We start from the raw sequence: 21,392 nt of genomic DNA on the forward strand, positions 1-21,392 counted from the left end.
CTTGCGAAGATCCAGAGAATAAGGCTTGCCCATCCATGCTGGCCTCCAATCCAGCCTGCATGGTGAATCAGAAACCCACTGATTTGGGAATCCCAAATCGATTCAACCTAACCCCATCCCGCTTTAGCAGCCGCTCCTTCGGCTCGCGCAGCCCGGCGCCGATCACCACGCAGTCGAAGCTCGACTCGCGCAGGGCTGACGTGACCGCCGCCTCCGCAGTCTCGTCAAGATCGATCAGACAGCTCGTGACGTCATAGCCGAGATCGGTGAGGCGGAGGAGCTGCGCGTCGATATAGTTGCGCACCAGCTCGGGCGTGAGCTGCGGAAAGGCGCTGTAATCTGCGCTGCCGGGCTCGATGCCGATCGCGAGCACACGTTTGGCCATCGCAAAATCCCACCGCAATCGTATCCGTCCTGGCAACGGCGATCGCGCCCGGCTGGTTCCCGAAAGTCCAAACGGCCGGCGGGATCGGCAGCCGTCACTTGACAGGAAAGAACGGCGCTACCTATAGTGTTATGTTTTACTTCTACTACCTTTTTCGCATGCGTGCATTTTTCCAAGACATTTTGGAGGACCACATGGTCATCAGAGCCGCTGCATTCAATCAGGGACAATTTCCGACGATCGCTTTCGTCAATCTGGCCAAGACCGCGCTGGGCGTCGATCTGACCAAGCTGGTCGCGGCCCTGACCAAGCAGCTCCAGCGCGACTTCGTTCCGATCTGGGGATATCCGGCCAAGCTCTATGTCGCCAAGAAGGCCAAGCCGGGCGAATGGCAGGTCGTCTTCCTCGACGACGCCGATGAAGCGGATGCTCTGGGCTATCACGACCTCACCAAGAACGGTCAGCCGGTCTCGAAGGTGTTCGTCAAGACCACGATCGCCGCGGGCGAGAAGGTGAGCGTGACGGCGTCGCACGAGCTCCTGGAGATGTTGATCGATCCCGGCGCGCAGCTTTGGGCCCAGAGCGACGACGGCAGGTTCTACGCCTACGAGATGTGCGATGCGGTCGAGGAAGAGGTCTATGCGATCGACGGAATCGAGGTCAGCGATTTCGTGCACCCGGCCTTTTTCGAATCCTTCCACAAGCCGGGATCAGTGCAGTTCGACCATCTCAAGAAGGTCAAGCGCCCATTCCAGACACTGAAGAACGGCTACCAGATCGTGAGCGACGGGAAATCCGTGCACGAGATCCATGGCTCGCGCGCGAAGGAACGCCACTTCCGAAATGTCGAGGTGCGGACGATGCACCGGAGCGAGTACCGCAAGGAGCTCATGGCGAAGGCGTTGCGCCGGCCGCCCAAGGCGGCCGCATAGAGGCGTTCAACGCCGGATTATTGCCGCAGCAGGATCAGGGGATCGGCGGTGTCGGGCACGCGGCGCCATTGCGCGTTGTCGTCGGCCTCGAACTGCCAGGTTTCGCCGGCCTTCGACATCAGGATGATCTGACCGCGCTCGAGCCGCCACTGCGTCGGGTTGAACTGCGCGATCTCGGCGTCGCATTTCGACTTGAGGAAGACCTGGAAATTGTCAGGGCCGGCTTCGGTGTTGGTCAGCACGAGCGTGCAGACCGGCTGGCCATTGCCGCGCACCACGGACCAGTCGCCGATCATCTGATCCATCGACTTGGCCATCGATCGGGCAGCGGCGAGATTTTGCAGGATGTAGACGCCCTCGCCCTGCCGCAGGCCTTCGAAGATACCGGCCTCGACCTCGGTGAAGTCGATCACGGATTCGCCGGTCGCATCCTGCAGCCGCACGATGTCGAGGCCCTTGACGCTCCAGGCGGTGATGTCCTTGGTAAAGGGCAGCGCGGTCTTGCAAGCCGGCTCCAGCTCGAGCTTGGAGGCCTGGCCGGCCGCGTCGCCCTTCAGTGTCACCACGCAGGTCTTGCTGCGCTCGGTGGTGGACAGCTCCCACTGCCCGACCATGTCCTTCTTCAGGGTCGTCGCATCCTGCGCCTGCGCAACACCGGTCACGGCGAGGAGCGCCGCGACGATTGCCCATGCATCGACCCGAAGATGTGTCATCCGCGACTCTTCACCGGGGTTTCCGGGACCGGTGTGATCGGCGGCTTGCCGGCAAACCAGGTCTTGAGATTGTCGACCACGAGCTGGTCCATCGCGTTCCGCGTTACCACGGATGCCGATCCGATATGTGGCAGCAGAATGACATTCTGCATTGTCTTGAGCTCTTCCGGAACGTTCGGCTCGGCAGCGAACACGTCGAGACCGGCGGCGAGGATGGTCCCTGTTTTCAACGCCTGGACCAGCGCCGCCTCGTCCACCACGGAGCCGCGCGCCACATTGACCAGCACGCCGCGCGGGCCGAGCGCCTTCAAGACCTCCGCGTTGATCATCTTGTTGGTGCCGGCGCCGCCGGGCACGATGACGATGAGCGTGTCCACCGCCTTCGCCATCTCGATCAGATCGGGATAGTGCTTGTAGGAAACATCCTTGGACGGATTGCGCGAGTGATAAACGACCGGCACCAGCGAGGCCTCGATCCGGCGCGCGATCGCTTGTCCGATCCGGCCCATGCCGACGATGCCGACCTTGCGGTCGCGCAGCGAGCCGACGCTCAACGGATAGTTCTGGGTCGTCCAGAGGCCGGAGCGTACATAGCGGTCGGCCGGGATGAATTCGCGCAAGGTGGCAAGCAGAAGGCCCATCGCAACGTCGGCAACCTCTTCCGTCAGAACGTCCGGCGTATTGGTGACCACGATATTGTGCTCGCGCGCGTAAGCCGTGTCGACGTGATCATAGCCGACGCCGAAATTCGCCACGATCTCCAGCTTCGGGAAATGCGACAGCGACTCCTTGTCCGCCCGCACCGTGTGATAGGTCACGGCGATGCCGCGGATTTTTTCGCGAACGGCAGGCGTCAGGCGCTCGAGGTCGGCCCGTGTCTCCGCCTTGTGCACGACGAAATGGTCGGAGAAGCCGTTTTCGAGAATCGGCCGCACCGGCCCATAGATCAGAAGATCGATCTTCTCGGACGAAATCGAAGCGGCCGTCATCAGTTTTCCTTTCCAAGGGCGCTTTCATGCCAGCGCCGTAAAACGAGGTGGGAAATTAGCGCCAGCACCCCATAGATGACAATCCCGGCAAGCGACAGCAAAAGCAGCGCCGCGAACATGCGAGGTATGTTGAGACGATAGCCGGATTCGGCGATCCGGTAGGCCAGGCCCGACCCGGCCCCGGCCGTCCCCGCTGCGATCTCGGCGACGACGGCGCCGATCAGCGACAGGCCGCCGGCGATGCGCAGGCCGCCGAGGATATAGGGCAAGGCCGACGGCAATTTGAGAAAACACAGGGTTTGCGGCTTCGAGGCGCCATAGAGCTGGAACAGGCCGGCGAGGTTGCGGTCGACCGAATTCAGCCCGAGCGTGGTGTTGGAGAGAACCGGGAAGAACGCGACGATGAAGGCGCAGACCACGACGGCGGTTTGCTGGTCGAGATAGATCAGCAGCAGAGGCGCGATCGCGATCACCGGCGTCACCTGGAGGATGACCGCATAGGGGAACAGCGAATATTCCACCCATTTCGACTGGTTGAACAGCAACGCCAGCGCGATGCCGCCGAGACTGGCCGCAATGAAACCCTCCAGCGTCGTGAGCAGCGTGGTGGCCAGCGATTGCGACAGCACGGCCCAGTCCTTGATGAGCGTGAGGAACACGGCGGAGGGCGCCGGCAACACATAAGGCGGGACCTGCTTGATGCGGACCACGAGCTCCCAGGCGATAAGACCCGCCGCGAAGACGACGACGGGAAGCGCGAGGCGCGCGGCGCGCAAGGCACCGCTCTCGGGTTTTGCAGGAACGACAGGCTCTGCGCTCATAGCACCGACTGCCCGGAATAGGACGGCGCGAGCGCGCTCGACACCTTGCGGCAATAATCGGCATAGCCTGCGGAGGTGCGAAACTCTTCTCCGCGCGGCTCGACGGTCTCGATACGGATGTCGGCCTGGATGCGGCCGGGCCGCGCCGTCATCACCACGACACGCTGGGAGAGATAGACGGATTCGAACACCGAATGGGTGACGAAGACGACGGTCTTGCGCAGGCGCCGCCACAGCGCGAGCAGATCGTTGTTGAGGCGAAAGCGCGTGATCTCGTCGAGCGCCGCGAACGGCTCGTCCATCAAGAGGATATCGGGATCGGTGACGAGCGCGCGCGCCAGCGAGACCCGCATCTTCATGCCGCCGGAGAGCTCGCGCGGAAAGGCTCCCGCAAAATCGGCCAGCCCCACGCTGACAAGAGCTTCATCCACGCGCGCGTTCGCCTCCGCCCTGGGGACGCCTGCGAGCTTCAGCGGCAGCCGCACGTTCTCGCGCACGCTGGTCCAGGGCATCAGCGTCGGCTCCTGAAACACGAAACCGATGGCGTGCCCCGGCCGCACCACGCCCTCATGACGCGAGACCCGCACCGTTCCCGCGCTCGGCACGCTCAGGCCCGCGATCAGCCGCAGCACCGTCGATTTGCCGCAGCCGGACGGCCCGAGCAGCGAGATGAACTCGCCCTTGCGCACGGCGAGGTCGAACGGCCCGAGCGCCATGACACCGTTGTCATAGGTCTTGGTCACGCCCCGCAGACTGACGGCCAGCGCCGTCAGCTCGACATTGCCCCCGGACGAAGCGGTGCGGTCTGTCATTAGCAGGTGGCTGTTGTCTGGTCTGGCTGCGCCGCGACTTCCACCTCTCCCCAACGAGGAGAGGTGAACGACGCGGGCGCACCTTGGTCATGTCGCCGCATCGGTTACGGCTTGCCCGGGCGCAGCTCGACGCCGACGCCCTTGTTGACGAAGCGCAGCGTGTAGGACTTGCGATAGTCGATATCGGAGCGCACCACGCCGGCCTTGACCATCTTGTCGAAGAACGAGGTATAGCGCTCGTCGCTCATCGCGCCGATACCGTTCTTCAACGACTCGCCGGAATCGACGATGCCGTACTCCTTCATCTTGGCGACGGAATAAGCGAGCAGCTCATCGGTCATTTCCGGGTTGAGCTTCTTGATCATGGCGTTGCCGGCGGAATTGTCGCCATAGATGTAATTGTACCAGCCGACGATCGAGGCATCGACGAAGCGCTGCACGAGGTCCGGCTTCTTCTCGACGATCTCGCGGCGGGTCTCGATCAGGGTGGAATAGGTGTTGAAGCCGGAATCGGCGAGCAGCAGCACGTTGGGCTTGAAGCCCGCAGCCTTCTCCACCGCAAAGGGCTCGGAGGTCACATAGCCCTGCATCGCGCTCTTGGGATTGGCGATGAAAGGCTGCGGATTGAAGTTGTATGGCCGGACGTTCTTCTCGCTGAAGCCGTATTCGGACTTCAGCCATTGGAAATAGCTGGTCATGCCCTCCTTGGAGACGAACAGCGTCAGCGGCTTCAGATCCTCGATCTTGCCGACCTTGGCATCCGGCTGGGTCAGCATCACCTGCGGATCCTTCTGGAAGATCGCGGCGATCGTCACGACGGGCACGTTGTTGGTGACGGCGTCGAACGACATCAGCGTGTTGGCGGCCATGAAGAAGTCGATCTTGCCCGCGATCAGGAGCATCCGGTTGTTCTCGTTGGGCCCGCCCGGCACGATCGTGACGTCGAGCCCGTAGCGCTTGTAGGTGCCGTCGGCGACCGCCTGGAAGAAGCCGCCATGCTCGGCCTCGGCGACCCAGTTGGTGCCGAAGGAAACCTTGTCGAGGGTCTCGGCGCGCGCCGGCAGGATCGACATGCATGCGGCCATCAAGCCTGCCGTTAACGTTCGCCGCAGATGGATGGGGCGCATGATTGGACTCCGTCGACCGTTCTGGACCATGATAAAACACAAGAATTTCGGGGACGCGGCCGGTCGGGCCACGTCCCCTTCAGGCCCGCAAACTACGTTACAAATTCGCGCAAAGAAACCATGACGAGACCTTCCCGCGACTGGACCGACATCCGCTGGAGCGACGTGGCGCCCACGGAACCGGCGCGCTGGATCGCCGTCTTGCCGCTGGCTGCGACCGAGCAGCATGGGCCGCATCTGCCGCTCGAGACTGATGTGCTGATCGCCGAGGCGTATCTTGCGCGGGTGCGCGAGCTCGCGCCGGAAAACCTTCCTGTGACGTTTCTGGGGGTCGAGCGGATCGGAATATCCACCGAGCATATCGACTATCCCGGCACGCAGACGCTGCCGACCGAGGTGGCGCTGAAGAGGTGGACGGGAATCGGCGAAGATGTCGCGCGCGCGGGTCTGAAAAAGCTCGTCATCGTCACCAGCCATGGCGGCAACAGCGCGGCGATGATGCTGGTGGCGCAGGATCTGCGCGCACATCAGAAGCTGTTCGTGGTGACGACATCGTGGTCGCGGCTCTCTGGCGCGGAGCAATTGTTTCCCGCCGACGAAGTGCGCCACGGCATCCATGGCGGCGCGGTCGAGACCTCGATCATGCTGGCGCGTTATCCGACCGAGGTGCGCAAGGATGCGATCGCGGATTTTGCTTCGAGCAGCATCGCGATGGAGCAGCAATATCGGTGGCTGTCGACGCAGCGGCCGGCGCCGTTCGCCTGGCAGGCGCAGGACCTGCACCTGAGCGGCGCCGTCGGCAACGCGACACTGGCCTCTGCCGAGAAGGGCGAACAGCTCGTCTACCAAGGTGCGAAGGCCTTCTGCGAGTTGCTTGCCGAGGTCGATAACTTCGACGTGAAGAGGCTCGCGCCAGGCCCCCTCGCTCAACTCATATCTCCTTGAAAATCCTGGACTATCGATTGACCTTCCGGCCCCGCTTTTCACCCTTCGAACCCGAACGCACGAGCCTCCGTCCAATTGGGCACGCGGACCACAACGGGCCGCCTCACCCCGGATGGAGTTTGAAATGTCGATCAAGACCAAGATTGCCGCTGCTGCTCTCGCGGCCCTGACCATCACCGCCAGCGTTGCGTCCACCACCTCGGCCGCCCAGGCCAAGCCGCTCGGTTGGGGTTGGGGCGTCGGCGCCGGCATCGCAACCGCTGCCATCGTCGGCACTGCGATCGCCGCCAGCAACGACCCCTATTACTACGGCTATCACCGCTGCGGCTGGGTCGCCCAGTATGACGCCTTCGGCCACTACGTCGGCCGCGTCCGCACTTGCTACTGATCTTACGTATGTGAGGCCCAATCCCTGAGTGGATCCTGCGTCCGACACGGGCGCCTCATCCACCCCGTGTCGTTCCCCCGACCCCGTCCGGCTGTCCCCCCGGGCGGGGTCATCTTTTTGGCGCGGGAGATTGTTGCAGTCCCGTCACACAAGGATGCGAACCATCCTGTGCAGCATCTTGCACTTGTTGCTATTGAGAATTATTCGCAATAAGCTTCGCAACGGGTACAGGGACTTGGGAAGAAATCGCGACGCACGGCGATCATTTCGTGCGGTCAGACAAGATTCGGGACCTGATGACAGGATCGCCGCGAATCTGCAGGGATATCGCGGCGGGTGATTCCATCTGCGTTTGGGGGCGTGCGTTTTGACGTTGAGAGGTCACCGATACCGTTTATTGCGCACGGCCGCTGCGATCGCCTCGGGCATGCTGGGGCTTCCCGCAGCAGGCCAGGCAGCCGATCTGCCGCTGAAGGCGCCGGCGCTCAAGGCTGTCTATGACTGGACGGGGCTCTATATCGGCGCGCATGTCGGCTACACCTATGGCACTTCGAGCGCGACGCTGACCGACCCGACCGTCGCCACCGACCATAACGTCTTCAACGGCATGACCGGCGGCGTGCAGGCCGGGTACAATTGGCGGCTCAATTCGGGCCTGCTCCTCGGAGTCGAAGGCGACATCTCGTTTCCGAACTACATGATATCCAACCATATCGTGTCGTCGGCAGCCACTGCGCAGTCCAGCGCGGTGGAGAGCTGGGACTACGTCGCGAGCCTGCGCGGCCGCGTGGGTTACGCGGCCGGCGACTGGTTATTCTACGCGACCGGCGGACTTGCTTTTGCGGGCGAGCGTTTTCTTTCGACGCCGGCCAATGACGTCGAGGATAAACGGCTGCACACACGGCTCGGCTGGGCTGCCGGCGCCGGCGTCGAATATGCCTTCGCGCCGCACTGGACCGCGCGGCTCGAATATCTCTATCGCAAGTTCGACGACGCCAATGTCAGCTTCCCGTCCGGGGTGAACTACGCCTCGACGATGGATCTCCACACCATCCGTATCGGCCTCAATCGCAAGATCGATTGGCCGGGCATGCCCACCAACAATCCGAAGTCGGAAATCACCGACACCGAATCCGATCGCTGGGAGATTCACGGGCAGTCGACTTTCCTGGCGCAAGGCTACCCGGCCTTTCACGCACCCTATAGCGGGCCGAACAGCCTGACGCCGGCGCCACAATACCAGGAGACATGGAGCAACTCGCTCTATCTCAACGCACGTCTCTGGGACGGCGGCGAGGTCTATTACAATCCCGAGCTGTTGCAGGGTTTCGGCTTCAACAACACGACGGGCGCCGGGGGCTTTCCCAATGGCGAAGCGCAGAAGTCCGGCTTCGCCTATCCGCAGTACAACACCTCGCGCCTGTTCCTGCGCCAGACTTTCGGCTTCGGCGGCGAGCAGGAGGAGCTTGCGAGCGGCCAGCTTCAGCTCGCCGGCAAGGCGGACGTCTCACGTCTTACCGTCCAGGTCGGCAAGTTCTCCGTCGTCGACGTATTCGACGGCAATTCCTACGCGCACGACCCGCGCAAGGACTTCATGAACTGGTCGATGTGGGCTTCGGGCGCCTTCGACTATGCTGCCGACAAGCTCGGCCTCGGTTATGGCGCGACCGCCGAATTGAACCAGAAGCAATGGGCCCTGCGCGGCGGCTATTTCCTGATGGACGCCGAGTCGAACTCGAACAATTTCGACATGAACATCCCGCGACGCGGCGAATATGTCATGGAGCTCGAGACGCGCTACTCGCTGTTCGGCCAGCCCGGCAAGCTGCGTACACTCGGCTTCGTCAACAGCGCCTATGCCGGCAGCTACCGCGAGACGCTGGACAATCCCGCGCTCAATCTCGACATCACGCAAACCCGCCGCGGCCGCATCAAATACGGCTACGCGCTCAATCTCGAGCAGGCGATCACTGACGATATCGGCGTGTTCGGCCGCTGGAGCTGGAACGACGGCCACAACGAGATCATGGCGTTCACCGACATCGATCGCAGCCTGTCCGGTGGCGTGTCGGTCAAGGGCACCAAATGGGGCCGGCCCGACGACGTCGTCGCCATCGGCGGCGCCGTCAATGGCCTGTCGCAGGATCATCGCGACTTCATCGCTGCCGGCGGGCTTGGCCCGCTTATCGGCGACGGCCAACTCAACTACCGCACCGAGCGCGTGCTCGAGACGTATTATGCGCTTGCGCTGAACAAGTCGCTGACCTTCACCGCCGACTACCAGCTCATCGTCAACCCCGCCTACAACGCCGACCGCGGGCCGGTGTCGGTGTTTTCAGGACGGCTGCACGGCGAGTTCTGAACGCGCGCCAACGCCGGGGCAACGCGCTTCAATTGACCCGGCTGTTTTCCCGGCTGCGTTTAGCCTTCGTTAATGATGCCGCTCGATCCGGCAACGGCGGATTTTCCGGCGCCCCATGTTCGCGCGATCCGCGTAAGCTTTACTTAACAGGCCATCTTCAAAGTTCCGCTCTGCCGAGAGGTCGGCAGAGGTCGCCCGGTCGCGGTCCTCGATCCCTGATAGGCCAGAGAAATTGCCTCTGCCGGGACCCACGGCGATTAGGATGAAGATCATGCTCCGCGCTTGGTTGTATCGGTTTGCCAGAGATCGCAAGGCCAATGTCGCCGTGATCTTTGCGCTCGTAATGGTTCCGACCGTCTTTCTGCTCGGCATGGCGCTGGACTACACGCATACGCAGCACATGAAGGTCGACCTCGACGCCGCCACGGATGCTGCCGCCGTTGCCACCGTCACTTCGGCGATGATGCAGCAGAGCCCGACGGCGGCCCAGACCGCGGCGAAAAACGTTTTCAACATCACCGCGAACAGCCTAGTGAGCAACAACAACCTGGCGGCACAGCCAACTGTCACGGTCGCAGTCAATTGCGCCAGCCCCAACTCCACGACAGGCTACTGTACCTACGGCTCCTGCCCCGGCTCGGACACGGTCTATGATGACCCTGTCAACTCGAACAACCAGGTCGTTCGCAACGTCCAGGTTTGCTACAACGCGACCGCGACCAACGCTTTTCCGAGCCTGCTCAAGCAGGCGAGCTGGCCGTTCGCAGGCGTGTCAACGGCACGCAACCAGGGCGCACCCAACATCAATTTCTATCTCTTGCTGGACGACTCGCCTTCCATGGCGATCGGCGCTACGTCGACCGACATCAACACGCTCATCGCCAACACGCAAAAGCAAGTCGACTCAAACGGGACCAAGGGGTGCGGGTTCGCATGCCACGAAACCAACCCTGCTGCGGATAATCTGGGCAATCCAGGCGGGATTGATAACTACCAGCTCGCTCGCAATCTTGGCCTCACGTTACGCATCGATCGTGTAACCACGGCGGTCAAATCCCTGATGAACACCGCCTACCAGGTATCGACCATCAATCGAAATACTTATGGGGTTGCGATCTATACGTTCGATTATCAATTGAACTCGCCGATCTTCGCGCCTTCCGGAAAACCTGGAGTGGTGCAGACTCCCCTGACGCCCCCCTCGACGACCAGCTACACGGTAGCGAGCATACAGAGTGCAGCCAACAGCATTGCCGTCCTGCAAGTCTACCAAAACAACTCGCTGACAAAGACCAACAACAATAGCGACGCCGACACCAGCATCGCGGGCGCATTGAACGCTCTCAATAACATCATGCCGACCCCCGGGAGCGGCACCAACGTCGGTACCGATACGCCGCAGGAAGTGATCTTCCTCGTGACCGATGGCGTTGAGGACGTGATGACTACGACCGACTCGTACACGAAGACCTGCAACAAGACTCTCAGTGGCAAGCGCTGCCAGCAGCCGCTCGACCCCGGGATCTGCACCACCATCAAGAACAAGAAGATCCGTATCGCGGTGCTTTACACCGAGTATGACGACTCGGCGCTCTATAAATCCAACCAGTGGTACGATACCTGGATCCACCCCTTCAACGGCTCGACCAACCAGGTCGAGACAAATCTGCAATCCTGCGCCTCGTCGGGATTGTACCAGAAAGTTTCGACCAACGACGACATCACGTCCGCACTTCAGGCTCTGTTCCTCAAGGTCGCGTCCAACCCCCGCCTGACCCAGTAGAGAAAGCAGTCATGACCGCCACGCTCGCCGCGCCCATAACCAAACGCCGCCGCTGGCGCGCGTTCCTTGCCGACCGGAAGGGCGCAACCGCGGTCGAATTCGCGCTGATCGCCCCGGCGTTCATCGCTTTGCTGATCGCGATCATCCAGACCTTCATTGTTTTCTTCGCTCAGCAGCTCCTGGAACAGGTGGTGAACCAATCAAGCCGGACGATCCTGACGGGGCAGGCGCAAGCCCAGAGCATGACCCAGGCCCAGTTTGCCGCGGCGGTCTGCAAGAACGTCGTGATCCTATTCGACTGCAAAGGCCTGATGATAGACGTCCAGGTCGCCACTGCCTGGAGTTCGGCGAACACGGGCCTGCCAAGCCTGACCTACGACGCCCAAGGAAACGTGACGAACACCTGGCAGTACAGCCCCGGCAATCAGGGCGACATTGTCGTCGTGCGGGTGATGTATCTGTGGCCGGTTTACCTGGGTCCACTCGGCTTCAATCTGGCGAACCAAGCAAATGGCAGCCGCCTGATCATGGCGACCACGGCTTTCATGAACGAGGCCTACGTCAACTCATGAACCGGAGGCTTCATCGCATGCGGAAGTTGTGGGCCGACACTCGCGCCGTCGCCGCGGTGGAATTCGCCATCGTAGTGCCGTTCATGCTGCTGCTCTATGTGGGCGGCGTCGAACTCGGGAACGGGCTGGCGATCAGCGTCAAGGTCAGCGAAACCGCTCACACGGTCGCGGACCTGGTGTCACGAAACGCATGCGTCACCGACTCATCGCTGAGCACCATGCTTGGCGCGTCGGCGTCGACGATCGCTCCTTATTCCTCGCCTCCCTATTCCTCGACGAATATGACGGTCATCGTGTCGGAAGTATCCACGGACGCCCAGGGCAATGCGACCGTGACCTGGAGCAAGGCGCTCAACGGGACTCCGCTGAGCGGCTCGGTAACCTTGCCAGCATCCCTCGGCACTCCCTCGCCCGCCAACGTATCGTTGATACTCGGCCAGGTCACGTACCAATACACGCCCAACCTTGGCTATACGATCAGCGGGACTATCCCGATCAGCGAGAGCTATTACCTGTATCCGCGCGTTTCCTCCACCGTGCAGTATCCGTGCAGCTAAAGCGCGATGACATTGGGCTGGATCGTCATCACGCTTTAGGTTGTTGTTTGAGCGCGATCTTTTCGGAAACCCCCTTCACGTTTTTCCAGATCTTGCTTTAGGAGATCGCCGGCCGGGGCGGCCGACACCAACACGCGTGTCAGCATCGCCGCCCGACCCGGACGGTGCGGCAATTTGATCGGAACCGGGCGAACCACGCAGTGATTGCCTATATTGGGGGTACGGTCCGGCGTTCGCCTGACCGCGTTTCAACCCATTGCCAAAACATGCTCTCGCTCGAAATCCTCATCGTCGTCGTGCTGATCGTCATTAACGGCCTGTTGTCCATGTCGGAGCTGGCGGTCGTCTCATCGCGCCCGGCCCGGCTCTCGATGCTGGCGGCCAAGGGGGTGCGCGGCGCCGAGCGCGCGCTGGCGCTGGCGTCCGACCCCGGCAAGTTTCTCTCGACGGTGCAGATTGGCATCACCCTGGTCGGCGTGCTGTCAGGCGCGTTCTCGGGCGCAACGCTCGGGCAGCGGCTGTCGCAATGGCTGGTCGAGCTCGGCCTGTCTGCGGGGATCGCCGACATCGTCGGCGTCGGCATCGTCGTGACGCTCATCACCTACGCAACGCTGATCGTCGGCGAGCTGGTGCCCAAGCAGGTGGCGCTGCGCGATCCCGAAAGCATCGCGGTCAAGGTCGCGCCGGCAATGGACTGGCTCGCGAGGATTTCGCTTCCGCTGGTAATGCTGCTCGACCTCTCCGGCAAGCTGCTCCTGACGCTGCTGGGCCGCAGCGGCAGGGCGGAGGAGAAGATTTCGGAGGACGAGATTCACCACCTCGTCAGCGAGGCCGAGAGCGCCGGCGTGCTGGAGCCTGGCGAGAGAGAGATGATCGCCGGCGTGATGCGGCTCGGCGACCGTCCGGTCGGCGCCGTCATGACGCCACGCACGGAGGTCGACGAGATCGATCTCAACGATGCGCCGGAGACGATCCGCGAGATCATGTCAAACAGCCCGCATTCGCGCTTTCCGGTGTCCGACGGCGACCGCGACAAGCCGATCGGCGTGCTCCAGGCCAAGGATTTGCTGGTCGCGTACATGAACGAGCGCACTCCCGATCTGCGCGCGCTGGTGCGCGACGCGCCGGTGATACCGGCTTCCGCGGATGCACGCGATGTGCTTGCGATCCTGAAGGCGGCGCCAGTGCATATTGGCCTCGTCTACGACGAATACGGCGCCTTCGAAGGCGTGGTCACCGCGGCCGATATTCTGGAATCCATCGTCGGCGCCTTCCATTCCGAGGAAGGCCCGCCGGAGCCGGCTTATGTCACGCGCGCCGACGGCTCGCTGCTGGTCTCGGGCTGGATGCCGGTCGATGAATTCGGTGAGCTGCTCGGCTTCGAGCTGCCGCCACATCACCGCTACAACACGGTGGCCGGCCTCGTGCTGCAACATTTCAACGTGCTGCCCGGTGTCGGCGACGCCTTCGACCTCGGCGGCTGGCATATCGAGGTCGTCGATCTCGACGGCCGACGGATCGACAAGATCCTTGCGAGCCGAAGGAGTGAGCGGGCGGCGGCGTGATTTGCGCTTCAGCGTTTGTTCGCGCCAACCTTCAGAGCGGTAAGGCAGATGGCCGCCTCAATCTCCATTTGTCGTCCCGGGGCGCGCGAGGCGCGAGCCCGGGACCCATAATCACAGGATTGAGTTTGACGAAGACTCTGTAACGCGCATCTCGCGCCACAACCGCTCCCTGTGGTTATGGATCCCGGATCAGCGCTCGCTACGCTCGCTTGTCCGGGACGACGGTTGTGCCTGCAGCACCAGCGTGCCTCTCTCGAGATTCACTTCTCGCGCTTTTGAGAACTGTCGTTACTTCTCTCCTTGCCGTCGCCGCTGTTGCTCGCCTCCGGCCGTCGACCCTGCTGACCGTTGCTATCGCCGCCACGGCCCACGCTATCCGACGACGTCCCCTGCTCCGTCCGCGGCTCATGGCCGTAGCTTGGGGTGCCGTCCGGCTTCGCGCCGACCACGGCATGCGACGGACTTGCGGGGTATCCTCCGCCTTGCGCCATGGCCATGGACGATAGCGCAAGCCAGAGCAAAGCGGCCATGCTCGCCGTCCTCATGATCGCCTCTCGGCTCGAGGGCGCCGACCGGTGCTTCGGCGCGTTCGATGGCAATGCAGATTGTGCGCGGGAGTTGCAACGCGCGAGGCGGGACTCAGCCGAACTTCACGCCGATGCGCTTTTCGTTGCGCCGGACGATGCGGCAGGAAGGCGCGTTCCATCGGCCTGGAGCGCCAGCGTGAAATGCTCGGGGATGCCGACCGGGCTGGTGGCGGCGAGCGCTGCGCCCGTGTCCGAGAAGTTGCGGACGGTGCAATCGATCGCGCCGCCCCCGAACTCAATGGTTCCGGCCTTCAACACGCGGTGTCTGGACTGGTTGCGCCGCTCGCAAGGTTCCTTAAGTGGCTTGGCTGCCTCCTCTGCGGCACCGTATGCGGTCCTTCGGTCAACGAAGGACCTCCCACCGCTTACATCGCCGGCTGGAACGAATCTGCTCGCGCCATGCGCCAGGCATCGCGAAAGCGCGGGTCTTCGGTGCCTTCGAGCAGCTCCCCCGGCCGCAGCGCCGGATAGAGCTGCGCGAACGACTTCACCTCGGTAGTCGAGGTGCGCTGGGTGAAGTGGATCGGGCGCAGCTCCTGCGGGTGCTCAAGGCCGGCCGCGGCGATCAGCTCGGAAAGCGAGTGCAGCGTCGCATGGTGATAGTTATGGACGCGGTCGATCTTGAGCGGCACGTAGAGTGCCCGCGCGCGCGTCGGGTCCTGCGTGGCGACGCCGGTCGGACAGCGGTCGGTGTGGCAGCTCAGGGACTGGATGCAGCCGAGCGAGAACATGAAGCCGCGCGCCGAGTTGCACCAGTCGGCGCCGATCGCCATGGCGCGTGCCATGTCGAAGGCGGTCGCGACCTTGCCGGACGCACCGATCTTGATGCGGTTGCGCGCGTTGATGCCGACCAGCGCATTGTGCACGAAGTTGACGCCTTCGCGCATCGGCATGCCCAGATGATCCATGAACTCCAGCGGCGCGGCGCCGGTGCCGCCTTCATTGCCGTCGACGACGATGAAGTCCGGGTAGATGCCGGTTTCCAGCATCGCCTTGCAGATCGCGAGGAACTCCCAGGTATGGCCAATGCACAGCTTGAAGCCGGCAGGCTTGCCACCGGAGAGTCTGCGCATCTCGGCGACGAACTGCATCATCCCGATCGGGGTGGAGAAGGCGCGGTGCGAGGCTGGCGAGATGCAGTCCTCGCCCATGTTGACGCCGCGGATCTTTGAAATCTCCTCTGAGACCTTGGCCGCCGGCAGCACGCCACCATGGCCGGGCTTGGCGCCCTGGCTGATCTTGAGCTCGACCATCTTGATCTGGTCTTCGGTCGCGACGCGCGCGAACGCCTCCGGATCGAAAGAGCCGTCGAGATGGCGGCAGCCGAAATAGCCCGAGCCGATCTCCCAGATGATGTCGCCGCCCATCTCGCGGTGATAGGGGCTGACGCCGCCTTCACCGGTGTCATGCGCGAAGCCGCCTCGCTTGGCACCGGCATTCAGCGCGCGCACGGCGTTGGGGCTGAGCGCACCAAAACTCATGGCCGAGATGTTGAATACCGAAGCGGAATACGGCTTGGCGCAGTCCGGCCCGCCGATGGTGATACGGAATTTCTCATCGGACCGCGTCTTCGGCGAGACCGAGTGATGCATCCATTCATAGCCCTCGCGATAGACATCCTCCTGTGTGCCGAAGGGACGCTTGTCGAGCTGCATCTTGGCGCGCTGGTAGACCACTGCGCGGGTGTCGCGCGAGAACGGCATGCCGTCCTTCTCGCTCTCGAAGAAATACTGCCGCATCTCCGGGCGTATCTCTTCGAGCAGGAAGCGCATATGCGCCGCGATCGGGTAGTTGCGCAGGACCGCGTGACCCTTCTGCAGGAGATCGCGGACGCCGAGCAGCGTGAGGCCACCAAAGATCACGATGGGAATGATCAGGATGTCGAAAATCTTGCGGTCGGCGATGCCGAAGCCGATCAGGAGCGCAGTGACGACCGCGCAGATCGTGAGCACGATGAAGCGCGGCGAGAACGGGAGCAGCAGGGTCTCCATGACTCCCTGTTCGAGAGGTCCCCTGGGCTGGTTGTGCGCTTTGTTGACGTTGGACACGATAACATCCTCTCGCCGGACTGACGGGATACTATACGCCTACGCCTTCATACGGATATGACGCAGCCCGCGTTTCAGGCTACCGAATTCGCCCAGCGCAAATCAATCCGCCGGGATGGGCGGGCTGCTGCAGTGCAATAGGCGGGATTGGGATGAGGCAATAATTGGGATGAAGCGATAGGAGTGCCCGGAGCAGGGCGCATATTCGGGACTGATTGTGGCGCCGTAGATGGCGCCACAAGCTCAGTGTCGTCCCGGGGCGCGGCCGACGCGCCACTCTCCCGGTAGAACTCAGCGCTCGACGAACGCCTTTTCGATCACGAAATGGCCGGGCTTGTTACCGGAGCCCTCGATGAAATCGCGGCCTTCGAACATCACCTTCAGCTCTTCCAGCATCGCCGGGCTGCCGCACATCATGATGCGGTCGGTTTCGATGTCGAGCGGGCCCTGGCCGATGTCGTTGAAGATCTGCTCGGAATTGATGAGGTCGGTGATGCGGCCGCGATTGCGGAACGGCTCGCGCGTTACGGTCGGGTAGTAAATCAGCTTCTCCGAGAGCAGCGGGCCGAACAGCTCGTCTTCGCGCAAGGAAGCGACGAGCTTCTCGCCATAGGCGAGCTCGGAGACCTGGCGGCAGCCGTGCACCAGCACGATGCTGTCGAACTGATCATAGACGTCGGGGTCCTTGATCAGGCTGGCGAAGGGCGCGAGGCCGGTTCCGGTCGAGAGCAGCATCAGCCGCTTGCCGGGGAGGAGGTTGTCGGTGATCAGCGTGCCGGTCGCCTTGCGGCCAACCAGGATAGTGTCGCCTTCCTTGATCTTCTGGAGGCGCGAGGTGAGCGGGCCGTCCTGAACCTTGATCGAGAAGAACTCGAGCTCTTCCTCGTGATTGGCGCTCGCCATGCTGTAGGCGCGCAGCAACGGACGACCGTCCACTTCGAGGCCGATCATCGCGAACTGGCCGTTCTGGAACCTGAAGCCGGTGTCGCGCGTGGCACGGAAGCTGAAAAGGGTATCGGTCCAGTGCTGAACGGAAAGGACCTTCTCTCGATAAAACGCGCTCATGTGTTTCGATATTCCGAATTGATACGGTTTTGAACAAAAGCGTTGCCCGGCCTCTTCAAGGTGAGGCGAACACCACTGTCATGGCGGATGATTTCGCGACTGTGATTTACGCCATTGAGACCAATAATCAACCTCGTTTGCGCAGCAATTGACGCTGGTCAAACCCGCATTTCCCGTTGATTTGTCAGGATAATTAACGATCTTCTCTTTTCAGGCCGCATTGCAGCAATTTCTTTGCCCGAATGGGTTCCTGGGCAGCACTAAATTTCCATTTCGCTCGCGAGAAGTTCATTAAGAATAGCTCTGCTTTTGGCCATGGCTGACCGCCGTTACAGGCATGAAGCGACCATTTTGGCGGGACCGGCATGATGCCAAGCAATGAACGGATATTCGTCCAGGCGATAAGGAGCTATTGCGCGCGGCATGGCATCGCCGTCGACGTGCGTGCAGACGGCTGGCTGATCGCGATGGGCGCCGGCCCGGCCCGCCGCTTCGCCTTCGGCTACGATATCGGCCTCAACGGCGCGATTGCGCATCGCCTTGCCAACGACAAATCGGCCACATCGGAGGTGCTGGCGCTGACGGGCGTGCCCTTCATCGCCCATCACCTTTTCCTCAATCCGAAGCTGGGCGAGCACGTCGCCGGGCCGCATTGGTGGGAGGCGATGCTCCGGCTGCTGATGCAGAACCCGCAAGGGCTCGTGGTGAAGCCCAACGAGGGCACGGCCGGCCGGTCAGTGCTCAAGGTGACGAGCAGCGCCGAGCTCGAACGCGCGGTGAGCGCCATCTTCGCGATGAGCCTCGGCCTCGTGATCGCGCCCTATGTCGCGATCGAGGACGAGGTCCGGGTCATTCTCCTCGATGAGACGCCGCTGGTGGTCTACGGCAAGGAACGTCCGTCGGTCATCGGCGACGGCGTGCAGACGCTGCGCGAACTGGCGGCCGCGGCGCCCAAGGTGAAGCTGGATGATCTCGACGCGCACGCGCTCGACGCCATCGTGCCGAACGGCGAGCGCCGCGCCCTGTCCTGGCGCCACAATCTCGATGCCGGCGCCAAGCCTGTCCTCATCGCGGACGGCGAGGTTCGCGCGGCCTGCACAAAGCTCGCCATCGACGCCGCCCGCGCCATCGGCATCACCTTCGCATCCATCGACCTCGTCCGTGTCGATGGCGCGTGGCGGGTGCTCGAGATCAACTCCGGCGTGATGATGGAAGCGCTGGGGAAACTGCATCCGGAGCTGGCGCAGGCGACGTATGATGCGGCGCTGGATCGGGTGTTCGGCGGCGAACGCTGAAGATGTAACGCGCTGATTGAATTCAGTAGCCGCGAATTTCGCTGCACCCTCTCCCCCTGCGGGAAAGGGTGGCTTCGATGCAGAGCATCGAAGCCGGGTGGGGGGTCGCTCTCCGCGAGTCATTCTCTCGGCAGTACTTGCTGAGGCAACCCCTCATCCGGCGCTTCGCGCCACCTTCTCCCGCAAGGGGAGAAGGGAGAACAGCGAGTTTGCCGCGCTAATTATTCGCGCCCGGCGAATCGTCCATGGCTTTGAAGGCTTCCTCGAGCTGCAACGAGATCGGAACGTTGAGCCGTTCGCCGGTCGGCAGCCGCGCGACGAACCATTTGTTGTAGAGCGGGACGAGATCGTGGTTGGAGCCGAGCTTGCGGAACGTGCGCTCGACCACGGCCGAGAGTTGCGGCTCGCCCTTGCGGAACATGATGCCGTAGGGATCGTAGGACAGATAGTCGCCGGTGACACGGAACTTGTCCTGCGCCTTGTGACGGACGATCAGGCCATAGAGCAGGATATCGTCGGTCGCGAACGCATCGGCCTTGCCATCGGCCAGCACCTGGAACGACTGCTCGTGATCGGGCGAAGTGATGATGTTGAGGCCGAGCGAGAACTTCTTGTCGACCGCATGCATCGCCTGCTCGTTCGTGGTGCCCTTGGTCACCACCACCGTCTTACCCTTGAGGTCGGTGACGGCAGACACGGTGGACGCCTTCGGCACCATCAGCTTGGTGCCGGCGACGAACATCAGCGGCGAGAATGCGACGCGCTTGCCTCGCTCGGCATTGGCGGTGGTCGAGCCGCATTCCAGGTCGATCTTGTTCTGAAGCACCGCGTCGATGCGGTCGTCCGACGTGACCTTGACGTAGTCGATCTTCAGATTGGGATCGTCGACCTCGACGCCGATCTCCTCCACGATCGCCTCGCAGAGCTCGAGGCTGTAGCCGATCGGCCGGCCCGCCTGGTCGAGGAAGGAGAATGGCGGCGAACTCTCGCGATAGCCGAGCCGGACGACGTGACTATCCTTGATCGCGGACAGCGTCGGGCTCAGCCCTTCACTGCCAGCAGTCTGCCCCGAAGCGCCGGTTGCCAGCGCGCACGCCAGCAACAGGCCCGTCGATATCGCCGATGTCAGGCGCATGACGCACTCCCGTCAGTGGCCGGCCATCGCAGGCACTTCGCCGGGCACCATGTCCGGCGTGGGAGCCTCGCCCGGTCCGAGCGCATGCTCGGGTCCGAGCTCGCCTTCCCACTTCGCGACCACGGCGGTGGCAAGCGAGTTGCCGATCACGTTGGTGGCGCTGCGCCCCATGTCGAGGAAGGTGTCGATGCCCATGATCATCAACAGGCCCGCCTCCGGGATGCCGAACTGGGAAAGCGTCGAAGCGATCACGACCAGGGAGGCGCGCGGCACGCCGGCGACACCCTTGGAGGTGATCATCAGCGTCGCCAGCATGGCAAGCTGCGTCGCGAGCGACATCTCGATGTGATAGGTCTGCGCGATGAAGATGCTCGCGAAGGTGCAGTACATCATCGTGCCGTCGAGGTTGAAGGAATAGCCGAGCGGCAGCACGAAGCTCGATATGCGTGAGGAGGCGCCGAACTTGGTCAGGCCCTCCAGCGTCTTCGGATAGGCGGCCTCCGAGCTCGCGGTCGAGAATGCGATCATCAGCGGCTCGCGGATCAGCCGCAACAGATGGCTGTAGCGCGGTCCGATCGCGATGAAGCCGACGACGACCAGCATGCCCCACAGGATCAGCAGCGACAGGTAGAAGCCGCCCATGAACACGACGAGCTTCCACAGCACCAGGAGGCCGTTCTTGGCGACGGTGGCGGTGATCGCGGCCCAGACTGCGAGCGGCGCGAACAGCATCACATAGCTCGTCACCTTCAGCATGATGTGGGATATGTCGTCGATCAGGCTGAGGATCGGCTTCGAGCGTTCAGGCATGGCGCCCATCGCGACCGAGAAGAACACGGCGAAGATCACGATCTGCAGGATCTCGTTCTGCGCCATCGCGTCCGCGATCGAGGTCGGGATCAGATGGGTCAGGAATTTCTCGATCGAGAAAGCCGAGACAGGCAAGCCCGTGGACTGCCCCTTCTCCGGCAGCGTTCCGGGGAAATTCGCGCCGGGCTGTAGCAGGTTGACCATCACGAGGCCGAGCAGCAGCGACACGAAGGAGGCGCTGACGAACCAGCCCATGGTCTTGGCGAAGATGCGACCGAGCCGGGCGCCCGAGCCCATATGCGCGATGCCACCGACCAGGGTTGCGAACACCAGCGGCGCGATGATCATCTTGATCAGGCGCAGGAACATCATGGCGATCAGGTTGATCGACGCCGCCCACTCGGCACGGGTATCGGGCATGAAATTGTAGATTGCCGACCCCACGATGATGCCCAGCACCATCGCGGCCAGAATGTATTGCGTGAACCTGTTCGACATCGC

20 protein-coding genes and 1 pseudogene are annotated in these 21,392 nt (G+C 62.6%); 9 read left to right on the forward strand and 12 right to left on the reverse strand.

The window, feature by feature from the left end; genetic code table 11:
• Positions 1-67: 67 nt before the first annotated feature.
• Positions 68-385: a hypothetical protein gene (locus ACV1FX_RS39615; protein ID WP_473122914.1), complete on the reverse strand. Its 318-nt coding sequence runs from the start codon at positions 383-385 to the stop codon at positions 68-70.
• 194 nt (positions 386-579) lie between these two features.
• Between ACV1FX_RS39615 and ACV1FX_RS39620 the strand changes: the two genes are divergently transcribed.
• A complete protein-coding gene (locus ACV1FX_RS39620; RefSeq protein WP_473122915.1) occupies positions 580-1,317 on the forward strand; it encodes a hypothetical protein in 738 nt (245 codons plus the stop codon).
• A 17-nt stretch (positions 1,318-1,334) separates the two neighbouring features.
• Here ACV1FX_RS39620 and ACV1FX_RS39625 read toward each other — a convergent pair whose 3' ends face one another.
• From ACV1FX_RS39625 to ACV1FX_RS39645, 5 genes are all read right to left on the reverse strand, one after another.
• Positions 1,335-2,030: an AprI/Inh family metalloprotease inhibitor gene (locus tag ACV1FX_RS39625; RefSeq protein WP_473122916.1), complete on the reverse strand. Its 696-nt coding sequence runs from the start codon at positions 2,028-2,030 to the stop codon at positions 1,335-1,337.
• Positions 2,027-3,019 (reverse strand): 2-hydroxyacid dehydrogenase, encoded by a 993-nt coding sequence (locus ACV1FX_RS39630; RefSeq protein WP_473122917.1) that lies wholly within the window; start codon positions 3,017-3,019, stop codon positions 2,027-2,029. The genes ACV1FX_RS39625 and ACV1FX_RS39630 overlap by 4 nt, the downstream gene beginning before the upstream one ends.
• Positions 3,019-3,840, reverse strand: coding sequence for an ABC transporter permease (locus tag ACV1FX_RS39635; RefSeq protein ID WP_473122918.1), 822 nt, complete (start codon positions 3,838-3,840; stop codon positions 3,019-3,021). The genes ACV1FX_RS39630 and ACV1FX_RS39635 overlap by 1 nt, the downstream gene beginning before the upstream one ends.
• Positions 3,837-4,652, reverse strand: coding sequence for an ABC transporter ATP-binding protein (locus ACV1FX_RS39640; RefSeq protein ID WP_473122919.1), 816 nt, complete (start codon positions 4,650-4,652; stop codon positions 3,837-3,839). The genes ACV1FX_RS39635 and ACV1FX_RS39640 overlap by 4 nt, the downstream gene beginning before the upstream one ends.
• Before the next feature lie 104 nt (positions 4,653-4,756).
• Positions 4,757-5,779 (reverse strand): ABC transporter substrate-binding protein, encoded by a 1,023-nt coding sequence (locus ACV1FX_RS39645; protein WP_473122920.1) that lies wholly within the window; start codon positions 5,777-5,779, stop codon positions 4,757-4,759.
• 120 nt (positions 5,780-5,899) lie between these two features.
• On the opposite strand from ACV1FX_RS39645, the gene ACV1FX_RS39650 reads away from it, so the two are divergent.
• From ACV1FX_RS39650 to ACV1FX_RS39680, 7 genes are all read left to right on the forward strand, one after another.
• Complete coding sequence (locus ACV1FX_RS39650) at positions 5,900-6,724, forward strand: creatininase family protein (protein WP_473122921.1); 825 nt, start codon at positions 5,900-5,902, stop codon at positions 6,722-6,724.
• 124 nt (positions 6,725-6,848) lie between these two features.
• A complete protein-coding gene (locus tag ACV1FX_RS39655; protein ID WP_473122922.1) occupies positions 6,849-7,112 on the forward strand; it encodes a hypothetical protein in 264 nt (87 codons plus the stop codon).
• Positions 7,113-7,509: 397 nt separating this feature from the next.
• Positions 7,510-9,474, forward strand: a complete 1,965-nt coding sequence (locus ACV1FX_RS39660; protein WP_473122923.1) for a carbohydrate porin — start codon at positions 7,510-7,512, stop codon at positions 9,472-9,474.
• Between the two features lie 262 nt (positions 9,475-9,736).
• Positions 9,737-11,257, forward strand: a complete 1,521-nt coding sequence (locus tag ACV1FX_RS39665; protein ID WP_473122924.1) for a TadE/TadG family type IV pilus assembly protein — start codon at positions 9,737-9,739, stop codon at positions 11,255-11,257.
• An 11-nt stretch (positions 11,258-11,268) separates the two neighbouring features.
• A complete protein-coding gene (locus tag ACV1FX_RS39670; protein ID WP_473122925.1) occupies positions 11,269-11,829 on the forward strand; it encodes a TadE/TadG family type IV pilus assembly protein in 561 nt (186 codons plus the stop codon).
• Positions 11,830-11,846: 17 nt separating this feature from the next.
• Entirely contained in the window at positions 11,847-12,386 is a 540-nt protein-coding gene (locus ACV1FX_RS39675) for a TadE/TadG family type IV pilus assembly protein (protein ID WP_473122926.1), read from the forward strand.
• Positions 12,387-12,652: 266 nt separating this feature from the next.
• Positions 12,653-13,951: a hemolysin family protein gene (locus ACV1FX_RS39680; protein ID WP_473122927.1), complete on the forward strand. Its 1,299-nt coding sequence runs from the start codon at positions 12,653-12,655 to the stop codon at positions 13,949-13,951.
• 260 nt (positions 13,952-14,211) lie between these two features.
• Here the strand turns inward: ACV1FX_RS39680 and ACV1FX_RS39685 are convergent, their stop codons facing one another.
• From ACV1FX_RS39685 to ACV1FX_RS39700, 4 genes and pseudogenes are all read right to left on the reverse strand, one after another.
• Positions 14,212-14,481: a hypothetical protein gene (locus ACV1FX_RS39685; RefSeq protein ID WP_473122928.1), complete on the reverse strand. Its 270-nt coding sequence runs from the start codon at positions 14,479-14,481 to the stop codon at positions 14,212-14,214.
• Positions 14,482-14,590: 109 nt separating this feature from the next.
• Positions 14,591-14,796, reverse strand: a pseudogene (locus tag ACV1FX_RS39690) (PilZ domain-containing protein).
• Positions 14,797-14,903: 107 nt separating this feature from the next.
• Positions 14,904-16,529 (reverse strand): FMN-binding glutamate synthase family protein, encoded by a 1,626-nt coding sequence (locus tag ACV1FX_RS39695; protein ID WP_473122938.1) that lies wholly within the window; start codon positions 16,527-16,529, stop codon positions 14,904-14,906.
• Between the two features lie 348 nt (positions 16,530-16,877).
• Positions 16,878-17,651 carry a ferredoxin--NADP reductase gene (locus ACV1FX_RS39700; protein WP_473122929.1) on the reverse strand — a complete coding sequence of 258 codons (774 nt, stop codon included), beginning with the start codon at positions 17,649-17,651 and terminating at the stop codon, positions 16,878-16,880.
• A 368-nt stretch (positions 17,652-18,019) separates the two neighbouring features.
• Between ACV1FX_RS39700 and ACV1FX_RS39705 the strand changes: the two genes are divergently transcribed.
• On the forward strand, positions 18,020-18,946 hold the full coding sequence (locus tag ACV1FX_RS39705) for an ATP-grasp domain-containing protein (protein WP_473122930.1): 927 nt from the start codon (positions 18,020-18,022) through the stop codon (positions 18,944-18,946).
• Between the two features lie 217 nt (positions 18,947-19,163).
• Here the strand turns inward: ACV1FX_RS39705 and ACV1FX_RS39710 are convergent, their stop codons facing one another.
• Together ACV1FX_RS39710 and ACV1FX_RS39715 are read right to left on the reverse strand one after the other, a co-directional pair.
• Positions 19,164-20,081 (reverse strand): amino acid ABC transporter substrate-binding protein, encoded by a 918-nt coding sequence (locus tag ACV1FX_RS39710; protein WP_473122931.1) that lies wholly within the window; start codon positions 20,079-20,081, stop codon positions 19,164-19,166.
• Positions 20,082-20,093: 12 nt separating this feature from the next.
• Positions 20,094-21,389, reverse strand: a complete 1,296-nt coding sequence (locus ACV1FX_RS39715) for a dicarboxylate/amino acid:cation symporter (RefSeq protein ID WP_473122932.1) — start codon at positions 21,387-21,389, stop codon at positions 20,094-20,096.
• Positions 21,390-21,392 lie beyond the last annotated feature (3 nt).

This window comes from Bradyrhizobium ingae (assembly GCF_055791185.1).